Consider the following 21,253-nt stretch of genomic DNA (forward strand, 5'->3'; position numbering starts at 1 on the left):
TAAACAGTTGATACAGAATTTAAGTATAGGGGCGCAGGCGATTAAGCCATTAGCCATGAAAACCCCTTCCGCTGAGTCATCACCCGTTGCAGATTCAGGCCAAAGCTTTAGTTCCTACTTGCAGGATGCTCTGAATCAGGTGGCGGATCAAGAACAACAGGCAAAAGATATGAGTAATAAATTTGTCCTGGGTGAGGTCAATATTGATGAAGCTATGATATCTTCCCAACAGGCATTGCTGAGTTTGCAGTTGACTACACAAGTCCGGAACAAAGTGATCGAAGCCTATCAAGAAATTATGAGAACTCAAATCTAATTAATCTTAGCTTAGTTTCGGATGGGGTGACACTGTGAATGAAAGATTTGCCCAGTACCGGGAAAAAGTTACCCAGTATTGGAATGGATTCAGCGGTAAACAGAAAATATTATTTTTCTCAACTCTGTTTATCATAATCATCATAATCGTAGTTTTATCGATGCAATTATCGAAAACAGAATACGAAGTAGCGTTTCAAGATTTGGATAGTACCGATTCAGCCGGAGTAATGAATTACCTGGACACAGCTGGAATTTCCTATCGTCTGAGTCCTGATGGTAAAAGCATCTCCGTCCCAAGTACAGATGCCGCCCGGATCAAAGTGGACATTGGTTCACAGGGGATTGTGCAGGGGGGTTCCATCGGATATAAGGTCTTTGACGAATCTTCATCGATGATTGGTACAACGGACAGCGAATTTAATGTGAAGTACAACAATGCTTTGAATGGTGAAGTAGAGCAGCTAATGAGAAGAATGCAGGGAATCAAGGATGCGAAAGTCCTGATCAATCTGCCTAAGGAAACTGTTTTTGCCTCCCAGGAGGACCAAGAACAGGCTTCGGCTTCAGTAGTGCTTAGCTTTGACCCTGGATTTAGACCTTCACAAGAAAATATCGATGGTTACTTCAATCTTGTGAAGACTGCTGTGCCTAATCTGCCGGTTGACAACATTACGATTGCCAATAATGAAGTCGAATTAATGCCAACGGCCAGAGGCGGACAAGCTGGAGTTTCCAGTCAGGTGGAAGAAAACTTTACTCTCAAAAAGAAATTTGAAGAGGAAGTTAAAAAGAATGTAAAGCAATTCCTTAGTACTCTCACTGGACCGGATAAAGTTGACGTTCTGGTGTTCTCTCAGTTGAACTTTGATAAGGAGAACAGACAGGAGAAACTCGTTACACCGGTAGATACGGAGAATATGAAAGGGATTGAGATCAGCTCGCAGATTATCAGCAATTCCTATTCGGGCCAGGGAAACACTACCGGAGGGGTTGCGGGCACGGGCTCGCAGGATGTTGCAGGTTATCCAGCGGATACAGGTTCAGGAACTTCTTCTTCTGAGGAGTCTTCGGAGACAAGGAACTTTGAAGTGAACCATATCACTAAGGATATTATTGCGAGTCCATATTCTGTTAAAGACTTAACCATAAATGTTGCGGTTGAACCACCTAACGGAGAAAAAACTTTGGATTCCGCTACATCATCGGCAATACAGAACATTTTGGTGAATATCGTACGAGCATCCTTGGCTGACTCGGGTGTCACATATACAGACGCGGATTTAGCAAAAAAAGTTTCGGTATATTCCCAGCAATTCGGAAATACGGAGACTAGCACAACTTTGGGCGGGCTTGCAACTTGGATGATTTGGGCTATTGCAGCCGCTGCTTTGCTGGTGGGTGCAGGAGGCGGTTACCTAATCTACCGCAGCCGCAAGAAGAAGGCGGAAGAAGAAGTGGAAGAAGATATTCCGCTCCAGATGCCGACCGAATTCCCGTCGATTAATATGGAGAGTGTGACGAACGAAAGTCAGGTTCGTAAACAGCTTGAAAGTCTGGCGAAGAAGAAACCGGATGAATTCGTAAATCTGCTGCGCACATGGCTAGCAGACGAACAGAGGTGAAATAATGGCAAAAGCCGCTCAGCAGGTGCTTAGCGGCCGTCAAAAGGCGGCCATCCTGCTTATCACACTAGGCCCCGAGGTATCGGCGCAAATATTCAAACATTTGAGAGATGAAGAAATCGAACAGCTGACTCTGGAAATCGCCAATGTCCGTAAGGTCGATAGTTCAGAAAAAGAGTCAATCATGGGAGAATTCCATCAGATCTGTCTCGCGCAGGAATATATATCGCAAGGCGGTATCAATTACGCCAAAGAGATTTTGGAGAAAGCTCTGGGTTCGACTAAGGCGTTGGAAGTTATCAATCGTCTGACGGCAACTCTTCAGGTACGGCCGTTCGATTTTGCCCGTAAGGCTGATCCTAACCAGATACTGAACTTTATTCAGAATGAAAATGTACAGACCATAGCACTTGTATTGTCCTATCTGCAATTTGAACAAGCGGCATCTATTCTGTCTTCGCTTCCACAGGAGAAGCAAGCTGAAGTGGCCAGAAGAATTGCGATTATGGACAGTACCTCTCCGGAGGTTGTTACACAAATTGAGCGGGTACTGGAGCAAAAGCTGTCCGCTACAGTAACACAGGACTATACCAATGCCGGTGGTATTGAATCGATTGTGCAAATCCTCAACGGTGTTGACCGCGGGACGGAACGCACGATTCTGGATTCCCTGGAAATTCAGGATCCGGAGCTCGCCGAAGAAATCAAAAAACGGATGTTCGTATTCGAGGATATCGTCAATGTGGACAATCGCTCGATTCAGCGGATTATCCGCGATATCGAAAATGCCGATCTGCAATTGGCTCTCAAGGTGGCCAGCGAGGAAGTACGGGATGTTATTTTCCGGAACATGTCCAAGCGGATGGCCGAAACCTTCCGGGAGGAAATGGAATATATGGGCCCAGTGCGGCTGCGTGATGTCGAGGAAGCTCAGACACGTATCGTAGGAACAATTCGTAGGCTCGAAGAATCAGGTGAAATAATCATCGCCCGTGGTGGAGGAGATGACATCATTGTCTAGGCTGATCAAGCATTCACAATATGTTCCGGTTGATGTACTGAAGCGGTTGGAACAAGCCAGGCAGCATGCAGGTCTGGATGGGGTGCCTACTGTTTCTGATGAAGCGACAGGTGAGTTGCATAATCAGGACTCCGCTAGGGAAACAGCAGAACAGGCCCGTAAGCAAATGCTGAAGGATGCACAGGAGTTTGCCGAAGGACAGGTCAGGAACGCAGCGCAGGAAGCGGAGAATATTGTGGAGTCGGCAAGGACGGAAGCTGAAGAATGGTGGCGTCAGCGCAGGGAACAAGATGAGCATCTTGTAGAGGCAGTCAAATCAGAGGCTTATGAGCAGGGTTATCAGGAAGGGCTCGCAAAGGCTGAGGAAGAAATGTCGCGGAAGCTGTCCGAGATGATGGAGGAAGCAAGGCAGGTCCTTCAGGATGCTTATCGGGCCAAAGAAGTAATTATTCAAGAGGCTGAGCCCTTTCTTGTAGAACTCAGTTGTGATATTGCTGAGAAAATTGTGGACAAGCAATTGACTGTGGAGCCGCAGTTCGCAATGGATCTGATCCGTAAGAATCTTGCGCGCAAACGTGAGCAGGGCTTGATCTCATTATGTGTGTCACCTTCACAGTTTTCCTTTGTCAATGCAGCTAGGGAAGAACTGGCGATGGCGGTTGATTCGCAAGCGGAACTGCAGATCCTCCCTGATTCAACGGTTAGGGATCATGGATGTGTTATCCGTTCATCATTTGGCAGTATTGATGCTCGAATAGATACACAACTTGCCGAAATTAAGAAAGAACTGATTCGAATAGCACTGGACACCGATGAGAACAGAAATGGGGAAGAGGATGCTTGACAGTGGACGGTATAAGGAGCAATTGCGGAATTTTGACCCTGTCAGAATCAACGGGAAAGTCACCCAGGTGATAGGTCTGATGGTTGAGTCAGAAGGGCCGGATGCCAGCATAGGGGATGTATGTTACATCTACCCTGCTAAAGGCAATAAGCCGCTGCAGGCTGAAGTTGTTGGTTTTCGCGACAATAAGGTTCTGCTGATGCCGCTTGGTGAGCTGCAAGCAATCGGACCTGGCTGTGATGTGGTGGGTACTGGCAAACCGCTAAGTGTACAAGTGGGTTCTGAACTGCTTGGCAAGGTGCTTGACGGTCTGGGACAGCCGCTTGATGGCTCTCTTATTCCGGCAAGAATGCCGCACAGCTCAACATTCAATATTCCATCCAATCCGCTCAACCGCCCACGGGTTCAAGAACCAATCAGTATTGGAGTTAGGGCGATCGACGGATTGCTTACCATAGGAAAAGGCCAGCGTGTGGGTATCTTTGCAGGGTCAGGGGTCGGTAAGAGCACGCTCATGGGTATGATTGCACGCAATACATCAGCAGATGTGAATGTGATTGCCTTGATCGGAGAACGGGGCAGAGAAGTGCTTGATTTCATCGAACGCGATCTCGGTCCGGAAGGTCTGCAACGCTCAGTCGTTGTTGTAGCAACATCTGACCAACCTGCACTCATCCGAATCAAGGGAGCATTAATTGCTACCACGATTGCCGAATATTTTCGTGACCGCGGCTTGAATGTCATGCTGATGATGGACTCAGTCACAAGATATGCTATGGCACAGCGTGAGGTAGGACTAGCAGTAGGTGAACCTCCTGCGATGCGGGGCTACACACCTTCAGTATTCGCAAGCTTGCCGAAGCTGCTTGAAAGAGCCGGAACGGGGCCTTCAGGATCAATCACCGCTTTTTATACTGTTCTTGTAGACGGTGATGATATGAACGAGCCCATTGCCGACGCTGTTAGAGGGATTCTGGATGGTCACATTGTGCTGAACCGGAATATTGCCAATAAGGGACATTTCCCGGCCATTGATGTACTTTCCAGCATCAGTCGTGTGATGAATGATATTGCTCCCGAGGAACAGATTGCTGCAGCCGAGAATGTGAAAAGGCTTATGGCGGTATATAAAGATTCTGAGGATTTGATTAATATTGGTGCCTATCAAAGAGGCTCCAATGCGCAGATTGACGAGTCGATCCATTATATTGATAGCATTTGGGATTTCACCAAACAGAAGGTGAATGAGAAGGTTACGCTAGCCGAGGTCCAAGAGTCTTTAATTTCTCAGTTCTCAAGGAGTTGATAGATCGTGAGATTCCATTATACTTTTCAAAAAGTGGTGGACTTGAAAGGAAATGAAAAAACACAGGCAGAGTGGTTGCTCTCAAGTGCAATCGGAGAACTGCAGGCCCATGAGAAAAGTCTTGAAGACTTGATTCAGCAGCGGCTTGAGCTAATGCAGTCACTGCAGCACGCGGCTGAACAGAGAACACCGTTGTCTAAACTCCGAGAAATGCAGGATTATGTAGATTACTTGGATCAATGCATTGCCCGGAAGCATTCGGATGTCAGTCGTGCACATGTCGAAGTTCGGCATAAACAGGACCACCTGAGCACAAAGGTTCTGGATGAAAAGGTATGGTTGAAAGCCAAGGACAAAGCACTGACAGCTTTTCAGCATAACATGATTTTACGGGAACAAAACGAACTGGATGAGATGGCTACCGTCCGCTTCGCGATGAAATCCCTCTAACCCAGGAGGTTTCCGCTAGTGGCTAATAACGAAATGGAATTTGATAATGAAGGGTCTGCCAGTAAATTTGAACGGTTTTTATTTTTAATGATACCGATCATCTTTACACTAGTACTGCTTGGTGTATTGTTGACACTGTTTAATATGGATATCCGCCAAAATGTGTTTTCGATTGCAAACAAAATCCCTGTGGTGGAGAAATGGGTTCCAGATCCAGATCCAGCGACTGGTGAGAATGCAGAAACGGATCCGCAGAAGCAAATTAAAGAACAGGCTGCGAGTTCAGAAACCACGATCAAGGAACTGAAAAGCCAGCTGGCGGCTCAGGCGGAGCAGGTTAAGAAAGCTAATGAAGACAAGACCGATCAGATGGCCAAGACAGAAGCGTTGCAAAAACAGATCGACGGAATGAAAGAGGAAGCTACGGCTGCTGCAGCTAGTACAGGGGAATCTGCAGATCCTTATGTGAAGCAGGTGACTGAACTGGCAAAGCTGTATGCAGGAATGAAAGCATCCAAGGCAGCTCCGATTATGGAGAACTTAACCACGGATGAAATGGTGCAAATCTTCAGTGTGATGAATAATGCGAGTAAAACAGCGATTTTAGAAAAAATGGATCCCAAAAAAGCAGCAGATGTATCGGTTAAGCTAAAAGAAACAACGAACTCAACCGATATGGCTATTGCGGCCCTTCAATCCAGACTGAAGCAGGCTGCGGCGTCTACAACAACAGCCACAACAACAGCTAATCTGGATAAAGAGAAATTGAGCCAGACCTTTACTACAATGCCTGCTGCAGATGCTGCTTCTCTGCTAGTGTCAATGTACAAGATCAGTCCTGATAAAGTGATCACGATTCTTAATACAGTTAGCGATAGTGTACGTTCATCCATTCTTGGGGAGATGACCAAGAAAGACAGCGATCAGACAGCTAAAGTTGTAAACCGGCTGATGGGCGGCAAATAATCCACTTGAAAGGAGGTGAAAAAGAATGAGTTTGGTCGTTCAATCAATGAGTGGCGGTACTACTGCCGCGGCTAGTGGAAAATCAACGGCAGCTAGTGGTACAACGCCCGTTCAACCTTTTGCTCAAACTCTTGTTCAGAGCATGGGAGGGGCACAGACCCAAGAAACAACAGTTCCTGCAGCTCTAGGCAACTTAGCTTCCTTGCTGCAAGGTCTTATGAACGCTGTACAAGCAGCTGGTGGTGAACCAGGCGCAGAAGGTACAGTCAAAGGTGCCGAACAGCTGCAAGGACTTGCGGAAGACGTGGAGAAGCTGGATGACAGTATCAGTAGCGATCCTGCCTTGATGGCAGCATTGCAAGGATGGTTGATTCAGGTATCTGCATTGTTGTCTGGAGGTACTGCAGGAGGCGTTGAAGCAGATACTGGAAGCAGTTCTACAGCAGCTTTGTCCCCACTTGCACAGAATCCGGAGACTTTGCGGTTTGCGGTTCAAGATGAACTTAATACCTTGGTTAGTATGATTCAGCAATCTGCTGCAGCAGGAGATGAGAAATCAGCCTCCGATGGCATTGCGATGTTGAATAATTTCACAGCAATCCTGGCAGAAACTCAGGTTTCTGATAATAAAGCTAAAGCTAAAACAGGAGTAAGCGCAGAGACCTCACCGGTTGTTTTGACAGCATTGTCTGAAACGGACTCCGTAGCAGATGCAAAAGTGAAAGCTCCTGTTCTTACAGACCTGCGTACAACTCAAACGGCTACAGTCAAAGCTGAGAACGCTGCTGCTGTTCCTGCTGTCACGGTATCGGAGGATGCTTCCGATGTCATTGCCATGCCTCAGGCCAAAACAGCCGGATTGGTGGAAGCCTCTAAAGGCGAAGTGATTACAGAGACTATTTCTAGTGCTAAGCCATCTGAAGCAAATAATGAAATCATAACTGCCGGTCAACTTTCCTTGCAGAACGGAATTACCACACCGCTTAAGGCAGAACTACAGCCTGTTCCAGTTCATCGTTTCGCTCAAGAAATGTCTTCATTTATTACTGGCAAACTCGAGATTATCAAAAAGGGCGGCGTAGCTGAGGCTTCGATTACTTTGTTCCCGGAGAATCTCGGACAAGTGGATGTGAAGATTACTATGCAGAACGGCCATCTGGTAGCCCAGTTTTCAACACTGAATTCGGGAACCAAAGATATTCTAGAACAACAGATGAGCCAGTTAAGATCCGCATTGCAATCTCAAGGGCTTCAAGTAGAGAAGCTGGAAGTTACCCAGAACAACACACCGTTGCAGTCCCAGTACAGTGGCAGTCAACAGGGTCGTGGAGGTTCAGGCGCTCAGCAACAAGAAAGACGTTCCAGAGAACGCACTGAGGAGATTGGTGATGCAGTGCTCGCAGCTGAGTTGAATGGTGAATGGAAAGAATGGGTTGCAAACAATCAACAGGTTAACAGCTCTGAAGACGGAGGTTTCTCAGCCAAGGCATAACATAGGACAAGCGAGGTGAAAAAAATGGCATCAACTAATCCTATTTCTACACAGGATCAATGGAATTATTCAGTACCTGACAGTTCCAAAAAAACTACAGGTGAATCAACACTCGGCAAGGATCAATTTCTGAAGATACTTATCACCCAGCTTCAGAATCAGGACCCAATGCAACCAATGGAGGATAAGGAATTTATTGCCCAGATGGCCCAGTTCTCCTCTGTAGAACAGCTAATGAATATTTCAACACAAATGACTGCAATGAATCAGTCGCTTGGTGCGGTATCGGGTCTGATTGGCAAAGAAATAACCTGGACGGATAAAACGACTGAGCAGGCGAAATCAGGAAACGTAGAATCTATAGTAGTCAGCGGTGGGGTACAGTACGCTGTTGTAGGTAAAGATCGAGTAGCATTGACTGAGGTTCTGCAAATTAAGAACCCTGCAACGACAGCAGGAAATACGGCTGATATTACAGGTGCTGCTGATGGTGGGGCGGTATCATGAGCGACAGACTTACAATAGGTCAGTTGTATCCTGCCAGTGTTCATCCATCGGCACTTCAAAGGTCAGCTAACGCTAAGAACACTGTGAATTCGGATGTTTCATTTGAAAGTGTGCTGCAAAAGAACATGCTGAAGTTTAGCAATCACGCAGCCAAACGTTTAGAGCAAAGAGGCATAGAACTAGGCCGCAGCCAATTGGATCAGATCTCTTCTGCAGTGGATAAGGCCGCAGCCAAAGGCAGTAAAGAATCACTTATTTTAATGAACGATATGGCTTTAATTGTAAGTGTAGCAAACCGGACAGTAGTAACTGCTATGGATGGAAGTTCCATGAAGGACAATGTATTCACTCAAATTGATAGTGCAGTGATTATTTCTTAAACCGGCTGGTCCTTACTGGAGAGCCGGATTGGCCGCCGACCGACTGACGCGGCCACAGCTCAATGAACAATTTCAATATAAATACGGAGTTCCAGAACTCCATAATCCGGGAGGAATTTATTAATGTTAAGATCTATGTACTCAGGGGTTTCAGGAATGCGCGGTTTCCAGGCTAAGCTTGACGTTATCGGGAATAACATTGCTAACGTTAACACCATTGGATTTAAATCAGGCCGTGTAATGTTCAAAGACATCATGAGCCAGACGGTATCTGGAGTAACAGCACCTGTTGATGGTGGTCAGGGTGGGGTGAATGCCAAGCAGATCGGGCTTGGGGTCAGTATTGGCTCGATCGATACCTTGCATTTGGCTGGTAGTGCCATGACAACCAATAATCCGACAGACCTGCGTATTGATGGTGATGGTTTCTTCCTGGTGAAGCTCTCTGAAGATCAGGCGACACCTTTCCTGACCCGTGCTGGTGATTTCCATGTGGATTCCAGCCGGAATTTGCTAACCTCGGATGGCCTTCATGTGCTGAATTCAGATGGTGATCCAATTCAATTGAACGAGGGAGCTACTGGATTCTCCATCTCTACTGACGGAACAATTCTTCAGACGTTAGCAGACGGAACCATTGATTCTGATACGAAAATCGGTGTGGCCAAGGTGAGCAATCCACAGGGTTTGGAAAAGATCGGGGGCAATCTTTACCGGATGACGCTGAACGCCAACGCTGATGGAGCCCTCACTCCCGTAACAGCCAACAATACTGAAGAAGGGACAGGAGCAATTGTAGCTGGTCAACTGGAGATGTCAAATGTGGATCTGACCAGTGAGTTTACAGAAATGATTGTTTCCCAGCGCGGGTTCCAGGCCAACTCCCGCATCATTACGACCTCCGATGAAGTGCTTCAGGAAGTCGTTAACCTCAAGCGGTAATTTGAGGAGCCATAATCAGAAACTAGCTGTATAATGGTAACGTTTCGCCTTCTGGTGTAAAGGTTATTGCGAAGTCGTGGGGGAGGAACTCCTCCCCCTATTTTTTGTTAGGAGGCCTGTTATGATTTCGGTAACCAGATTGAATGGTACATCTATGTTTTTAAATGCTTTATTGGTTGAAATGGTAGAAGAAAGTCCGGATACGTACATTACGCTCGTAACTGGAAAAAGACTGATTGTGCTGGAAAAGGCCGATGAAGTCATCCGTAAGATCCGTGAATATAACAGGGACATTGGCACATACGCTGCCACCATTAAAGTCCAGTCAATGGAGGAGCTTTCATGAAGAAGATGCTGCCGTGGCTCGTTACAATTTTATTAGCAATAACTCTTATTGTAGTAGCTGCATTTTTACTAATGGATAAGATCTTTCCGAGTGATTCGAACGACGTGAATACGGCAGTCCAGAAAGTAGAGACCAAAAAACTCAGCGCTGATGAGATTGTCGAACTGACTGCACAAATCACTGATATCAAAACTAATCTTGCCGATCCCGATTATATCCTTTCAGTAGACATCGCGTTCCAATTGGATTCTGCGAAGTCCAAGGAAGAATTCGAAAAGATAAAGGCCATTAAAATCACGCCGCTTATTATCAAGGCGATTGCCGATACCAAGCCCGAAGAACTCAATGGGGCTAGCGGCAAAGATCAATTCAGCAGCAAGCTGGTGAATATAATTAATAAGAATTTGACCGAAGGCACTATAACCCAGATCGAATTCACTAAATTCATTTTGGCTTCCATGTAGCTGCTGAAGGATTATTCTTGATAGGGGGGTGATTGAATTGGTTGATGTACTATCACAAAACGAAATTGATGCTCTGCTTGCCGCGCTTTCATCCGGTGAAATGAATGCTGACGAACTGAAAAAAGAAGAAACCCAGAAAAAAATCCGCTCTTACGATTTCAAACGGGCTGTTCGTTTCTCAAAGGATCATATCCGAAGCTTAACCCGGATACACGATAACTTTGCCCGCTATCTTACGACGTACTTTTCGGCCCAATTGCGCACCTTCGTACAGATCAATGTCGTTCAAGTCGAGCAGCTCCCTTATGATGAGTTTATCCGCTCTATTCCGAAAATGACGATCTTAAATATTTTTGAAGCTGAACCGCTCGAAGGCCGAATGGTGATGGAAGTGCATCCGAATATAGCCTTTGCCATGCTGGATAGACTGCTTGGGGGATTTGGAACAGCACCTTCCAAAATCAATGCTTTGACTGAAATTGAAACAACTATTATGGAAAGGATTTTCAGCAGATGCTTTGAAAGCCTGCAGGAAGCCTGGAAGACAGTGCTTGATATCAATCCCCGTATGGAGGCTTTGGAGACAAATCCTCAATTTATGCAAATCGTATCACCCAATGAGACCATAGCACTTATTTCCTTAAGTACTAAAATTGGCGATACGACAGGGATGATCAACCTGTGTATACCGCACGTTGTTCTTGAACCTATCATGTCCAGACTGTCCGTACACCAATGGTTTGTTTCTGAAAAAAAAGCGCGGGATGAAGTTGAGCTTGAGGCCATCCGGGCGAGAGTTCAGAGAGCGCAGCTGCCGATTGTGGCGGAGTTGGGTGAATCGAGTTTATCCATTGCTGAATTTCTCGGGCTCAACGTCGGCGACGTCATTTCTCTCAACAGGAATGTGGATTCAGGACTGTCAATCAAGGTGGGGGACAAGCTGAAATTCATCGGAAGTCCTGGGATGATTAAAGAGCGTGTAGCTGTACAAATAGACGAGATAGTCAGCGAAGGAGTTGAAGATTTTGACGAGTAAAGATTATTTGTCCCAAGAAGAAATAGATGCTCTGCTCAGACAGTCGGCGGAAGGATCGTCAGCACCTTCGAAAAAGTCGGTGGATGATTACTTGACCCCCTTTGAACAGGACGCACTGGGTGAGATAGGGAATATCACATTCGGGAGTGCAGCAACTGCTCTGTCAACCCTGCTGGGTAAGAAAGTTGATATCACTACCCCTGAAGTATCCATTATCACACGTGGAGAATTTGAAGAAGCCTTCCCAAAACCTCATGTAGCAGTACATGTACAATATGTAGACGGGTTTCAGGGCATCAATTCTTTGGTCATTAAAATCAGAGATGCACAGGTCATTGCTGATCTAATGCTTGGTGGTGAAGGGGATCCTAAGGATGAAGAGCTGAATGAAATTCACATCAGCGCGGTTCAGGAAGCGATGAACCAAATGATGGGTTCTTCTGCTACATCCATGTCGACTATATTTAACCGTTTTGTGAATATTTCCCCTCCGGGAATCGACATTCTGAATATGTCTAGCGGAGAAGGCGTTGGCAGTCTTCCGGGGGATGAGACACTCATTCAGATATCCTTCCGGCTCAAGATTGGAGATCTCATTGATTCAACCATTATGCAGTTGCTTCCGGTACAGTTCTCTAAAGATATGGTGACTATGCTTCTGGGAGATGTTTCGCAAGCTGAAGAGGAGACAGCAGCGGCTGTAGAGGCTCCGCCTAAGCCGTCAGCAACCCCAGAACCTCATGCAGCACCTCCAGTGCAGCAAACGCCTCCAGCACAGCCTGGAGCGGTTCCACCGCCATATCCGCCACAAGGTATGCCGGCCTACCCGGGGATGCCGGAGGGAGGATATTATTATCCTCCTGCAGGAATGCCAGGTTATGGGATGCCAGCTTATGGAATGCCGCCTCAAGGAATGCCTTATCAGCAGGCTCCGCCTCAGCAGCCCGCACCTAACCGTAATGTAAATGTTCAACCGGTGCAGTTTGCTAACTTAAGCTCAGGCGCTTTTGGGAATATTGACGAAAATAATTTAAATTTATTGATGGACATACCACTGAGAGTAACCGTAGAATTAGGAAGGACCCAGAAGCAGATCAAAGATATTCTGGAAATGTCGCAAGGCTCAATCATCGAGTTGGACAAGCTAGCTGGTGAACCTGTAGACATCCTTGTTAACAACAAGCTGATTGCCAAAGGGGAAGTCGTAGTTATAGACGAAAACTTCGGTGTTCGCGTAACGGATATCGTCAGCCAGTGGGACCGAATTCAAAAATTACAATAAAGCGTACTTAGGGAGGATTTTGTAAAAATGGCTAACCGAATTCTAATCGTGGACGATGCAGCATTTATGAGAATGATGATCCGTGACATTTTGTCGAAAAACGGATTTGAGGTTGTGGGTGAAGCCCAGGACGGGTCACAGGCTATTGAGAAATTTAAAGAGCTTCGTCCCGATTTGATTACGATGGATATCACAATGCCTGAAATGGACGGCATTGCCGCTCTTAAAGAAATTAAAAAAGTAGATGCCAGCGCCAAAGTCATCATGTGTTCTGCCATGGGTCAGCAGGCTATGGTTATTGACGCAATCCAAGCGGGTGCTAAGGACTTTATTGTGAAGCCTTTCCAGGCAGACCGTGTTATTGAAGCAATCAACAAAACACTGGGTGTGTAATAAGTAGTTATGCCAGTCACTGTAGAACCGCATCTGGGAACAGGTAACAATCTGCTGAATTTGTTAAATGTTATTTTTGTCCTTGCGGTTATTGTTGTGCTTATAGTATTGCTTATCCGTTTTCTGGGACGCCGCAATCAGACTCTGATGAGTGGGCGTTCCATCCGTACGCTAGGCGCTTTAGGCCTTGGGCCTAACAAGTCCATACAGATTATTGAGCTTGGAGACAGCCTCTATCTGATCGGGGTCGGTGAGAATATATCCATATTGGATAAAATCACCGACCCGGCTGAGGTAGCGATAATCATTTCGGCATTTGAGGATCAAACTTCAGGGCAGAATAACATTCTTCTGCCACTCATTGCCAAGATAAAAGCCAAATTCCGTGGAGAAGTACCATCACAGGAAATTGAACTTAATGAAACATCCTCTTTTTACGAGACACTACAATCCAAGCTTGCGCTGGCACCAGAGCGTAAAGGGAAAATGGAAGAGCTGCTTCGTGATGATGAACTCAAGGATGAGTCGAGGGATTATGAAAAATAAACTGATTTTTTCCTTACTACTATTGGTTGTATTCAGTGCACTACTGATTCACCCCGTTCATGCAGATCCAATCCCTAATATTGATATTAAGGTTGGAGGCAGTAATGGCTCGAGTAGTGGTACCAGTTCCATTTCTATTCTGCTTCTTGTAACGATTCTGAGCGTGGCACCGGCATTTCTTGTACTAATGACCAGTTTCACCCGGATTGTCATCGTTCTAGGCTTTGTGAGAACCTCACTTGGAACACAGCAGATGCCACCCAATCAGGTGCTTGTAGGACTAGCTTTGTTCTTGACACTCTTCATAATGTCTCCGACGTTGGCGACAGTGAACGAGACAGCGCTACAGCCGTACATGAAGGGGACGCTTACGCAGACCGAGGCGCTTAACAAAGCGGCAGATCCCATGAAGGAATTTATGTTCAAGCAGACTAATACCAAGGATTTGTTGCTGTTTATGAATTATACCGGTAACAAGGCTTCAGTTAAGCCTGCAACATACAGCGATATTCCTTTGACAGTGATCGTGCCCGCTTTTGCTATCGGAGAAATGAAAAAAGCCTTTACGATGGGATTTATGATTTTTATACCTTTTCTGATTATAGATATTGTGGTAGCCAGCACCCTGATGGCGATGGGGATGATGATGCTGCCGCCGGTAATGATTTCATTACCATTCAAAATAATGCTCTTTGTACTGGTAGACGGGTGGTACTTAGTCATTAAATCACTGTTGTTAAGTTTTAACACCTGAGATGCAAGAGGAGGCATAAGGGATGAATACGGAATTTATTATTGGTCTAGCCGGCCAAGCCGTATATTTAGTGCTCGAAACAAGCGCTCCCATGCTGATTCTTGGTCTGGTGGTAGGACTGATTGTCAGTATATTCCAGGCCACGACGCAGATTCAGGAGCAGACATTGGCGTTTATACCGAAAATTGTTGCTGTAATGCTCGCGTTGCTGTTGTTCGGACCATGGATTATTACGAAGCTGGTAGACTTTACATCACAAATTTTGGGCAATCTCCATATGTACATCGGTTAAAAGGATGGATATGGATAACTTGTTGCAAAGTTTCCCCGTCTTTTTGTTGATTTTTTGTCGAATTTCCGCTTTTTTTGTTGTGGTACCGGTTTTTTCTTCACAGGGAGTGCCAACCACCTTCAAAATTGGATTATCCTTTTTTGTGGCGATGGTTGTTTTCAGCTCAGGAGGGACGAACATCACTGTTCCACAGGATCTGTCATATATTTTGTTGATTGCCCGCGAAGCCTTAATTGGCTTGCTGCTCGGTTTCATTGCTTATCTGATGTTTATGGCCATACAGACGGCCGGTTCATTCATCGATATCCAGATTGGATTTGGTATTGCCAATGTTATTGATCCAATGACCGGGACTTCAGCTCCTGTCATCGGGAACTTCAAGTATATGATTGCCCTGTTGCTGTTTCTGAGTATGAACGGACACCATTATATGCTGGATGCGATTGTATACAGTTATAAGTGGGTTCCAATAGATAATAATCTACTGTTTAAAATGATAGACGGAAGCCTGGGACAATTTCTGGTCCGCTCGTTTTCACAGTCATTTATGCTGGCTTTTCAAATATCGGCTCCTCTGGTTACAGCACTTTTTCTTACGGATATTGGACTAGCATTTTTGGCCAGAACGGCTCCACAGTATAACGTATTTGTCATCGGGGTTCCGCTCAAGATCATTATTGGACTTGTTTTGCTTTTACTATTGATGCCTAGTCTGGCAGGATTGTTCCAGAATTTATTCGACATAATGTTTGAGTCTATGCACAATTTGCTGGGCTTGATAGGGAAAAGTCCTTAGGTGGCTGTAAGGGGGAGAGCGATGCCGAAGACAAGACGTTATAGGCTTAATCTTCAGCATTTTGGGGGAGACAAGACAGAAAAGGCTACCCCGAAGAAGCGGCAGGACGCCCGTAAAAAAGGTCAGGTAGCCAAAAGTGCAGAACTGTCTGGTGCTGTGGTATTGCTATCTGCTTTGTTAACCTTAAGGATGTTTGGCAGCTTCATAAAAGAACGGATAGTTACATTATATACGGATGTATTTCAGAACCGTATGTTGATGCAAGTGACTCCGGAAAATGTATCCGAGATGTTTAAAAGCTATGGCTTGCAGATGCTTATTCTTCTGGCCCCGCTGTTCTTAATTACCTTTGTGCTGGCCCTAGTGGCTAACTTGGCTCAGGTGGGTTTTATGGCAACCAGTGAAGGGCTCACGCCAAAGTTCAGTAAAATTAACCCGATCAAAGGATTCAAGAATATTTTCTCCATGCGTTCTTTTGTGGAGTTTCTAAAATCGATTTTCAAACTAGTGTTGATCGCCTATCTGGTATATAGCACGCTTTGGCGACAGAAAGAAAGCTTTGCAGCATTGTCTCATGTGAATGCCGAAGGGGCTTTTCGGTTCGCTGCTAAGCTCACCATGAGTCTCGGCATCAAAATTGGAGCGGCTTTGTTAATCATGGCGGCTCTTGATTACATCTATCAGAAATATGAGCACGAAAAAAGCCTCAAAATGTCGAAGCAGGACATTAAGGATGAGTACAAAAAAATGGAAGGCGACCCCATTATCAAAGGCAAGATCAGGGAGCGTCAGAGAAGAATGGCTATGCAGCGCATGATGCAAGAGATACCCAAGGCGGATGTTATTATTACCAATCCTACACACTTTGCAGTCGCTTTGAAATACGACGGTTCTCAAATGGAAGCACCACAGATTATTGCAAAAGGCCAGGATCATGTAGCGCTCCGCATCCGGGAGTTGGCCAAGGAGCATGGGGTTATGACTATGGAGAACAAACCGCTCGCGAGGGCGTTGTTTCAAAGAGCGGAGATTGGTGATGTAGTGCCTGCGGATCTGTTCCAGGCAGTTGCAGAAGTACTAGCCTACGTATATAAGCTTAAAGGTAAGAGGAGATAAGTCGGGGGAGGTTGAGGACATTGAAAGCAAGAGATCTAACAGTTTTACTGGGTATTATCGGTATAGTGCTTATGATGATTCTGCCCATCCCGGCTTGGCTTCTGGATGTACTGCTAATTATCAATATTTCGATAGCCTTAACCATTATATTAGTGGCAATGAATACAAAGGACCCGCTGCAGTTCTCGATTTTCCCCTCACTGCTGTTGATTACAACTTTGTTTCGCCTTGCATTGAACCTTTCCACTACCAAACTGATTCTTTCGGAAGGTCATGCCGGTGAGGTTGTGGCTACATTCGGCAGTTGGATTGCCCGTGGCCAGATCGCCATCGGTTTTGTTGTGTTTCTGATCCTCGTGGTTGTGCAATTTATTGTTATTACAAAGGGTTCAGAACGCGTAGCTGAGGTAGGCGCACGGTTTACACTGGATGCGATGCCAGGGAAACAGATGAGTATCGATGCCGACTTGAATGCCGGTATGATTAATGAACAACAGGCGGGAGAACGTCGACGCAAGATCGAACGCGAGGCAGACTTTTTCGGGTCTATGGATGGTGCCAGCAAATTTGTCAAAGGTGACGCAATTGCCAGTATCATCATCCTAATCATCAACCTTGTAGGCGGTTTTATTATTGGTATGTCAGTTCATGGTATGGGTTTTCAGGATGCGCTCTCGACCTACTCCGTATTAACGATCGGGGATGGTCTGGTCAGCCAGATTCCTGCACTGCTTATCTCTACCGCAGCCGGTCTGATTGTTACCCGCGCAGCATCGGACGGCAATCTGGCTGAAGATTTGACCGGTCAGCTCTTGTCTTATCCTAAACTTCTGTACATTGTAGCGATAACCATCGCTTTTCTTGGATTCTTCACACCTATTACTATCATGTCAACGCTGCCTTTAGCTGGCTTAATGGGATATGCAGCTTATAGTATGAGCCAAAAGGCTAATCGTAAGCAAATTGCAGATGAACAGCTGGTTGAAGAAAAACAGATCGAAGAAGTCCGAAGTCCGGAAAGTGTAATCAACTTACTGACTGTAGATCCGATTGAATTTGAGTTTGGATACGGGCTTATTCCGCTGGCAGATACGGGGCAGGGTGGAGACTTGCTTGACCGGATTATTATGATCAGGCGTCAATGCGCACTGGAGATGGGTCTGGTAGTTCCTGTGATTCGTATTCGCGACAATATTCAACTAAAACCGAATGAATATGTTATAAAAATTAAAGGAAATAACGTTGGCGGTGGTGAATTATTACTTAATCACTATTTGGCAATGAGTCCTGGGTATGATGACGAGTCGATTCATGGCATTGAGACAGTGGAACCATCGTTTGGTCTACCTGCATTGTGGATTGAAGAGTCCGTCAAGGAAAGAGCAGAATTATCGGGATATACAGTAGTTGATCCACCATCCGTAGTGGCTACTCATTTGACTGAGCTTATCAAACGTTATGGGCACGAACTGCTTGGACGACAGGAGACCAAACAGCTGGTTGACAATCTTCGCGAGAATTATCCTGTGCTCGTGGATGAACTGATCCCTTCTGTTTTGGCAATTGGCGATGTACAGAAGGTATTAGGCAAGCTGCTGCGTGAAAAAATATCTATCCGTGACTTGGTGACTATTTTTGAAACTCTGGCTGATTACGGTACCTATACCAAAGATCCTGATATTCTAACTGAATATGTCCGTCAATCCTTGTCCAGACAAATTACCCAACAATTTTCGCAAGCCGGTGAGACACTGCGGGTCATTACTGTCGGTCCGAATTTGGAAAAGAAAATTTCCGAAAGTGTGCAGCAGACGGAACAAGGCAGCTATCTCGCACTGGATCCAGTCTCTACACAGACAGTGTACCAGCGTCTTACAGAGCAAATTAACCGCCTTCTTCAATCCGGACAGCAGCCTATCGTGTTAACTTCACCAACGATACGGATGTATTTACGTCAAGTGATTGAGCGGACCATGCAGGACATTCCAGTACTATCTTACAGTGAACTGGAGCCAAATATTGAAATTCAAAGCGTTGGGGTGGTGAATCTATGAGAGTGAAGCGTTATGTGGTCGATACGATGCCTGACGCCATGCATTCCATCCGCACCGAGCTGGGAAGTGATGCCGTCATCTTAAGCACCAAAGAGGTCAAAGTTGGCGGTTTCATGGGAATGTTCAAAAAGAAAAAGATCGAGGTTGTCGCGGCTGTTGAGGATGCGCAAAAGCCGGCTGCTTCCGGAAAAAAACCGGCAGCTCCTCCGAGCATTCCGCGGAACGCAGTTCCACAAGCATATCAGAAAGCTGCGGCTGCTTCTTCGGTGCCTGCAGCAGGTGATGCTAGTGAAACTGTGGCTGTAGCATCTTCCTCGGCGAACGAGGCAGCGGCGAAACGGGCTTTTGCCGAGATCGCCGCTGCCTTGTCTGATGCATCAGAGAAAAGTGCAGCTGTAGCAGTGTTGCCAGCAGTGGATCTTGATAAGGATGAAGAATTCTTTGAGACAGATACACATTTGCAGCAATCTTCTCCTGCAGTTGGCCATTATCCCAATATGTCATCAATAGATGAGGCAAGGGGAAAGAGTTCTGTTGCGGCTGCACCGCCTGATTTGGAGGGTGAAGTTCTCAGGGAAATACGGGATATGAAACAATGGATGGAGCGGATCGCACGGTATTCTTCTGGCGCGGTTGAGCTTCCAGAACCATTAGAAGAGCTGAGAAACCGTCTGATTGAGCAGGAGACAGATGTCATCCTGGTGGATGAGTGGATCAGCAATATCTTTGAACAATGGAGTGAAGAAGGTCGTACATGGCTCCCACAGCAGTTCGGTGAAATGCTTGAAACCCAGATGGAAGCTTTTTTGTCCGGACGTATTGCAAGCGGTATTGCACCAGATACACGGATTGTCTATATTGCCGGCCCTACGGGTGTGGGAAAGACAACTACGATTGCCAAGTTAGCTGCTGAACAGCTTTTCAAGCAAGGACGAAAGGTAGGGTTAATAACCTCCGATACGTATCGTATTTCGGCTGTTGAGCAGCTTCGAACTTATGCAGCTATACTGAATATGCCGCTTGAGGTAGTTCAGTCACCTGGTGATCTGCAGAGAGCTTTGTTCCGATTGGAAGGCTGCGATCTGGTATTAATGGATACAGCTGGCCGTAATTACCGCAACGAGATGCTGGTTGCAGAACTTCAGAGTCTGCTGGCCAAAGAGCTTAAGAGTGAGACCTTTCTGGTGCTCAGCCTAACATCAAAAAGCCGGGATATGAAAAAAATCGCCGAACATTTTGGTCGCTACCAGCTGGATAAAGTCATCTTTACCAAGCTTGATGAGACTGGAAGCTTTGGACCGCTTTTCAATGTGTTGAATGATTTTCCGCTTAAGCTTTCATATATTACCAACGGTCAGAATGTCCCTGATGATCTGCTGTTGGCTACCAAAGAACAGATCAGCGGGATGATTTTGGGAACAGGAGGCGAATGATGGATCAGGCGCAATCCCTGAGACAGCTTGTGTCCAGCCAGGAGCCCAAACGATCCTCCGGTGGAGGGACATCAGCCCGGATTATCACCGTCTGTAGTGGGAAGGGTGGAGTCGGTAAATCGAATTTCACCTTGAACTTTGCGCTCGCACTTAAAGCGTTGGGTAAGAGAGTGCTTTTGTTCGATGCAGATATTGGTATGGCCAATATAGATGTGCTTATGGGGGTGTCAGCCAGATACAACCTCTATCATTTATTGAAAAGAGAGGCTGACATCAGCAAGATCATCCAGAAAGGCCCTACCGGGCTTCCGTTTATCGCAGGGGGTTCGGGAATGGATGAGCTTTTTTCACTCTCAGAGGCGGACTTGAGCTATTTTACTGACCAGATTGCCGGGATTGCGGACTCCATGGATTATATTCTGTTTGATACAGGAGCCGGGCTCTCTAAAGAGACGATGAAATTCATCACCTCAGCAGATGACTGCCTTGTGGTGACTACACCAGAGCCTACTGCAATAACTGATGCTTATGCACTGATAAAGGTAGTGAACAACTCCCATCCTGATATTTCATTCAAACTGATCGTTAATCAGGCGGGGGATGAGAAAGAAGCAGCTGTAACCAGTGACAAGATTCGTATGGCGGCCAATCGTTTTTTGCAGCTGGAGATTTCTTTTCTTGGATTTATCAGCAGTGATACTCATGTGGTTCAGGCAGTGAAGAAGCAAATTCCATTCTCAGTGGCTTTTCCGAACAGTGCGGCTGCCAAAGATGTACATCGGCTTGCGCTAAGCTATTTGGCCGCAGATTCGGCAGACACCACTAAAGTTCAAGGCATCAAGGGATTTATCAGCAGGTGGTTGAAGCGAACACATGAATTGTTCTGAATTTGA

At 46.0% G+C, this 21,253-nt stretch carries 24 protein-coding genes; all 24 read left to right on the forward strand.

Annotation, left to right across the window (positions count from 1 at the left end; all coding sequences use genetic code 11):
- The first annotated feature begins 7 nt into the window (after positions 1-7).
- Positions 8-316, forward strand: a complete 309-nt coding sequence (fliE, locus tag ACAN54_RS01210) for a flagellar hook-basal body complex protein FliE (RefSeq protein WP_379151315.1) — start codon at positions 8-10, stop codon at positions 314-316.
- Positions 317-350: 34 nt separating this feature from the next.
- The gene (gene fliF, locus ACAN54_RS01215; RefSeq protein ID WP_379151318.1) at positions 351-1,940 is read left to right on the forward strand and encodes a flagellar basal-body MS-ring/collar protein FliF; all 1,590 of its coding nucleotides are present in this window, start codon (positions 351-353) and stop codon (positions 1,938-1,940) included.
- A 4-nt stretch (positions 1,941-1,944) separates the two neighbouring features.
- Positions 1,945-2,961, forward strand: coding sequence for a flagellar motor switch protein FliG (gene fliG / locus ACAN54_RS01220; RefSeq protein ID WP_379151321.1), 1,017 nt, complete (start codon positions 1,945-1,947; stop codon positions 2,959-2,961).
- Positions 2,954-3,805, forward strand: a complete 852-nt coding sequence (locus tag ACAN54_RS01225) for a FliH/SctL family protein (protein WP_379154085.1) — start codon at positions 2,954-2,956, stop codon at positions 3,803-3,805. Before fliG ends, ACAN54_RS01225 begins: the two co-directional genes overlap by 8 nt.
- Entirely contained in the window at positions 3,786-5,111 is a 1,326-nt protein-coding gene (gene fliI, locus ACAN54_RS01230) for a flagellar protein export ATPase FliI (protein ID WP_379151324.1), read from the forward strand. The genes ACAN54_RS01225 and fliI overlap by 20 nt, the downstream gene beginning before the upstream one ends.
- A 6-nt stretch (positions 5,112-5,117) precedes the next feature.
- A complete protein-coding gene (gene fliJ, locus ACAN54_RS01235; protein ID WP_379151327.1) occupies positions 5,118-5,561 on the forward strand; it encodes a flagellar export protein FliJ in 444 nt (147 codons plus the stop codon).
- Between the two features lie 18 nt (positions 5,562-5,579).
- A complete protein-coding gene (locus tag ACAN54_RS01240) occupies positions 5,580-6,527 on the forward strand; it encodes a MotE family protein (RefSeq protein WP_379151330.1) in 948 nt (315 codons plus the stop codon).
- 25 nt (positions 6,528-6,552) lie between these two features.
- Complete coding sequence (locus ACAN54_RS01245; protein ID WP_379151333.1) at positions 6,553-8,019, forward strand: flagellar hook-length control protein FliK; 1,467 nt, start codon at positions 6,553-6,555, stop codon at positions 8,017-8,019.
- A gap of 24 nt (positions 8,020-8,043) precedes the next feature.
- Positions 8,044-8,526, forward strand: coding sequence for a flagellar hook assembly protein FlgD (flgD, locus tag ACAN54_RS01250; protein WP_379151336.1), 483 nt, complete (start codon positions 8,044-8,046; stop codon positions 8,524-8,526).
- Complete coding sequence (locus tag ACAN54_RS01255; RefSeq protein ID WP_379151339.1) at positions 8,523-8,906, forward strand: TIGR02530 family flagellar biosynthesis protein; 384 nt, start codon at positions 8,523-8,525, stop codon at positions 8,904-8,906. The genes flgD and ACAN54_RS01255 overlap by 4 nt, the downstream gene beginning before the upstream one ends.
- Positions 8,907-9,029: 123 nt before the next feature.
- Positions 9,030-9,848, forward strand: a complete 819-nt coding sequence (flgG, locus tag ACAN54_RS01260; RefSeq protein ID WP_379151342.1) for a flagellar basal body rod protein FlgG — start codon at positions 9,030-9,032, stop codon at positions 9,846-9,848.
- Between the two features lie 121 nt (positions 9,849-9,969).
- Positions 9,970-10,194: a flagellar FlbD family protein gene (locus ACAN54_RS01265; RefSeq protein ID WP_379151345.1), complete on the forward strand. Its 225-nt coding sequence runs from the start codon at positions 9,970-9,972 to the stop codon at positions 10,192-10,194.
- Positions 10,191-10,658 carry a flagellar basal body-associated FliL family protein gene (locus ACAN54_RS01270; protein ID WP_379151348.1) on the forward strand — a complete coding sequence of 156 codons (468 nt, stop codon included), beginning with the start codon at positions 10,191-10,193 and terminating at the stop codon, positions 10,656-10,658. The genes ACAN54_RS01265 and ACAN54_RS01270 overlap by 4 nt, the downstream gene beginning before the upstream one ends.
- 37 nt (positions 10,659-10,695) lie before the next feature.
- Entirely contained in the window at positions 10,696-11,694 is a 999-nt protein-coding gene (gene fliM / locus ACAN54_RS01275; protein WP_379151351.1) for a flagellar motor switch protein FliM, read from the forward strand.
- On the forward strand, positions 11,684-12,976 hold the full coding sequence (fliY, locus tag ACAN54_RS01280) for a flagellar motor switch phosphatase FliY (protein ID WP_379151355.1): 1,293 nt from the start codon (positions 11,684-11,686) through the stop codon (positions 12,974-12,976). The genes fliM and fliY overlap by 11 nt, the downstream gene beginning before the upstream one ends.
- A 27-nt stretch (positions 12,977-13,003) precedes the next feature.
- Positions 13,004-13,369, forward strand: a complete 366-nt coding sequence (locus ACAN54_RS01285; RefSeq protein WP_379151359.1) for a response regulator — start codon at positions 13,004-13,006, stop codon at positions 13,367-13,369.
- A 9-nt stretch (positions 13,370-13,378) separates the two neighbouring features.
- Positions 13,379-13,915, forward strand: coding sequence for a flagellar biosynthetic protein FliO (locus ACAN54_RS01290; protein ID WP_379151362.1), 537 nt, complete (start codon positions 13,379-13,381; stop codon positions 13,913-13,915).
- On the forward strand, positions 13,905-14,669 hold the full coding sequence (gene fliP / locus ACAN54_RS01295; RefSeq protein WP_379151365.1) for a flagellar type III secretion system pore protein FliP: 765 nt from the start codon (positions 13,905-13,907) through the stop codon (positions 14,667-14,669). The genes ACAN54_RS01290 and fliP overlap by 11 nt, the downstream gene beginning before the upstream one ends.
- A 22-nt stretch (positions 14,670-14,691) precedes the next feature.
- A complete protein-coding gene (gene fliQ, locus ACAN54_RS01300) occupies positions 14,692-14,961 on the forward strand; it encodes a flagellar biosynthesis protein FliQ (RefSeq protein ID WP_379151368.1) in 270 nt (89 codons plus the stop codon).
- Positions 14,962-14,971: 10 nt separating this feature from the next.
- Positions 14,972-15,757 carry a flagellar biosynthetic protein FliR gene (fliR, locus tag ACAN54_RS01305; RefSeq protein WP_379151371.1) on the forward strand — a complete coding sequence of 262 codons (786 nt, stop codon included), beginning with the start codon at positions 14,972-14,974 and terminating at the stop codon, positions 15,755-15,757.
- Positions 15,758-15,778: 21 nt separating this feature from the next.
- Positions 15,779-16,873: a flagellar biosynthesis protein FlhB gene (gene flhB, locus ACAN54_RS01310; RefSeq protein ID WP_379151374.1), complete on the forward strand. Its 1,095-nt coding sequence runs from the start codon at positions 15,779-15,781 to the stop codon at positions 16,871-16,873.
- 20 nt (positions 16,874-16,893) lie between these two features.
- On the forward strand, positions 16,894-18,927 hold the full coding sequence (gene flhA, locus ACAN54_RS01315; RefSeq protein WP_379151377.1) for a flagellar biosynthesis protein FlhA: 2,034 nt from the start codon (positions 16,894-16,896) through the stop codon (positions 18,925-18,927).
- Positions 18,924-20,360: a flagellar biosynthesis GTPase FlhF gene (flhF, locus tag ACAN54_RS01320; RefSeq protein WP_379151380.1), complete on the forward strand. Its 1,437-nt coding sequence runs from the start codon at positions 18,924-18,926 to the stop codon at positions 20,358-20,360. Before flhA ends, flhF begins: the two co-directional genes overlap by 4 nt.
- Positions 20,357-21,247, forward strand: coding sequence for a MinD/ParA family protein (locus ACAN54_RS01325; protein WP_379151383.1), 891 nt, complete (start codon positions 20,357-20,359; stop codon positions 21,245-21,247). Before flhF ends, ACAN54_RS01325 begins: the two co-directional genes overlap by 4 nt.
- The last annotated feature ends 6 nt before the right edge of the window (positions 21,248-21,253 follow it).

This window comes from Paenibacillus diazotrophicus, assembly GCF_042610465.1.

What these genes read in the sequence shown, in the direction of transcription:
- fliI (WP_379151324.1), top strand. Translation starts at nt 3,786, where the DNA reads ATGGGGAAGAGGATGCTTGACAGTGGACGGTATAAGGAGCAATTGCGG.
- ACAN54_RS01255 (WP_379151339.1), top strand. Translation starts at nt 8,523, where the DNA reads ATGAGCGACAGACTTACAATAGGTCAGTTGTATCCTGCCAGTGTTCAT.
- ACAN54_RS01285 (WP_379151359.1), top strand. Translation starts at nt 13,004, where the DNA reads ATGGCTAACCGAATTCTAATCGTGGACGATGCAGCATTTATGAGAATG.
- ACAN54_RS01325 (WP_379151383.1), top strand. Translation starts at nt 20,357, where the DNA reads ATGATGGATCAGGCGCAATCCCTGAGACAGCTTGTGTCCAGCCAGGAG.
- fliG (WP_379151321.1), top strand. Translation starts at nt 1,945, where the DNA reads ATGGCAAAAGCCGCTCAGCAGGTGCTTAGCGGCCGTCAAAAGGCGGCC.
- fliR (WP_379151371.1), top strand. Translation starts at nt 14,972, where the DNA reads ATGGATAACTTGTTGCAAAGTTTCCCCGTCTTTTTGTTGATTTTTTGT.
- fliQ (WP_379151368.1), top strand. Translation starts at nt 14,692, where the DNA reads ATGAATACGGAATTTATTATTGGTCTAGCCGGCCAAGCCGTATATTTA.
- fliP (WP_379151365.1), top strand. Translation starts at nt 13,905, where the DNA reads ATGAAAAATAAACTGATTTTTTCCTTACTACTATTGGTTGTATTCAGT.
- ACAN54_RS01270 (WP_379151348.1), top strand. Translation starts at nt 10,191, where the DNA reads ATGAAGAAGATGCTGCCGTGGCTCGTTACAATTTTATTAGCAATAACT.
- ACAN54_RS01245 (WP_379151333.1), top strand. Translation starts at nt 6,553, where the DNA reads ATGAGTTTGGTCGTTCAATCAATGAGTGGCGGTACTACTGCCGCGGCT.
- ACAN54_RS01290 (WP_379151362.1), top strand. Translation starts at nt 13,379, where the DNA reads ATGCCAGTCACTGTAGAACCGCATCTGGGAACAGGTAACAATCTGCTG.
- flgD (WP_379151336.1), top strand. Translation starts at nt 8,044, where the DNA reads ATGGCATCAACTAATCCTATTTCTACACAGGATCAATGGAATTATTCA.
- flhB (WP_379151374.1), top strand. Translation starts at nt 15,779, where the DNA reads ATGCCGAAGACAAGACGTTATAGGCTTAATCTTCAGCATTTTGGGGGA.
- flhF (WP_379151380.1), top strand. Translation starts at nt 18,924, where the DNA reads ATGAGAGTGAAGCGTTATGTGGTCGATACGATGCCTGACGCCATGCAT.
- flgG (WP_379151342.1), top strand. Translation starts at nt 9,030, where the DNA reads ATGTTAAGATCTATGTACTCAGGGGTTTCAGGAATGCGCGGTTTCCAG.
- ACAN54_RS01265 (WP_379151345.1), top strand. Translation starts at nt 9,970, where the DNA reads ATGATTTCGGTAACCAGATTGAATGGTACATCTATGTTTTTAAATGCT.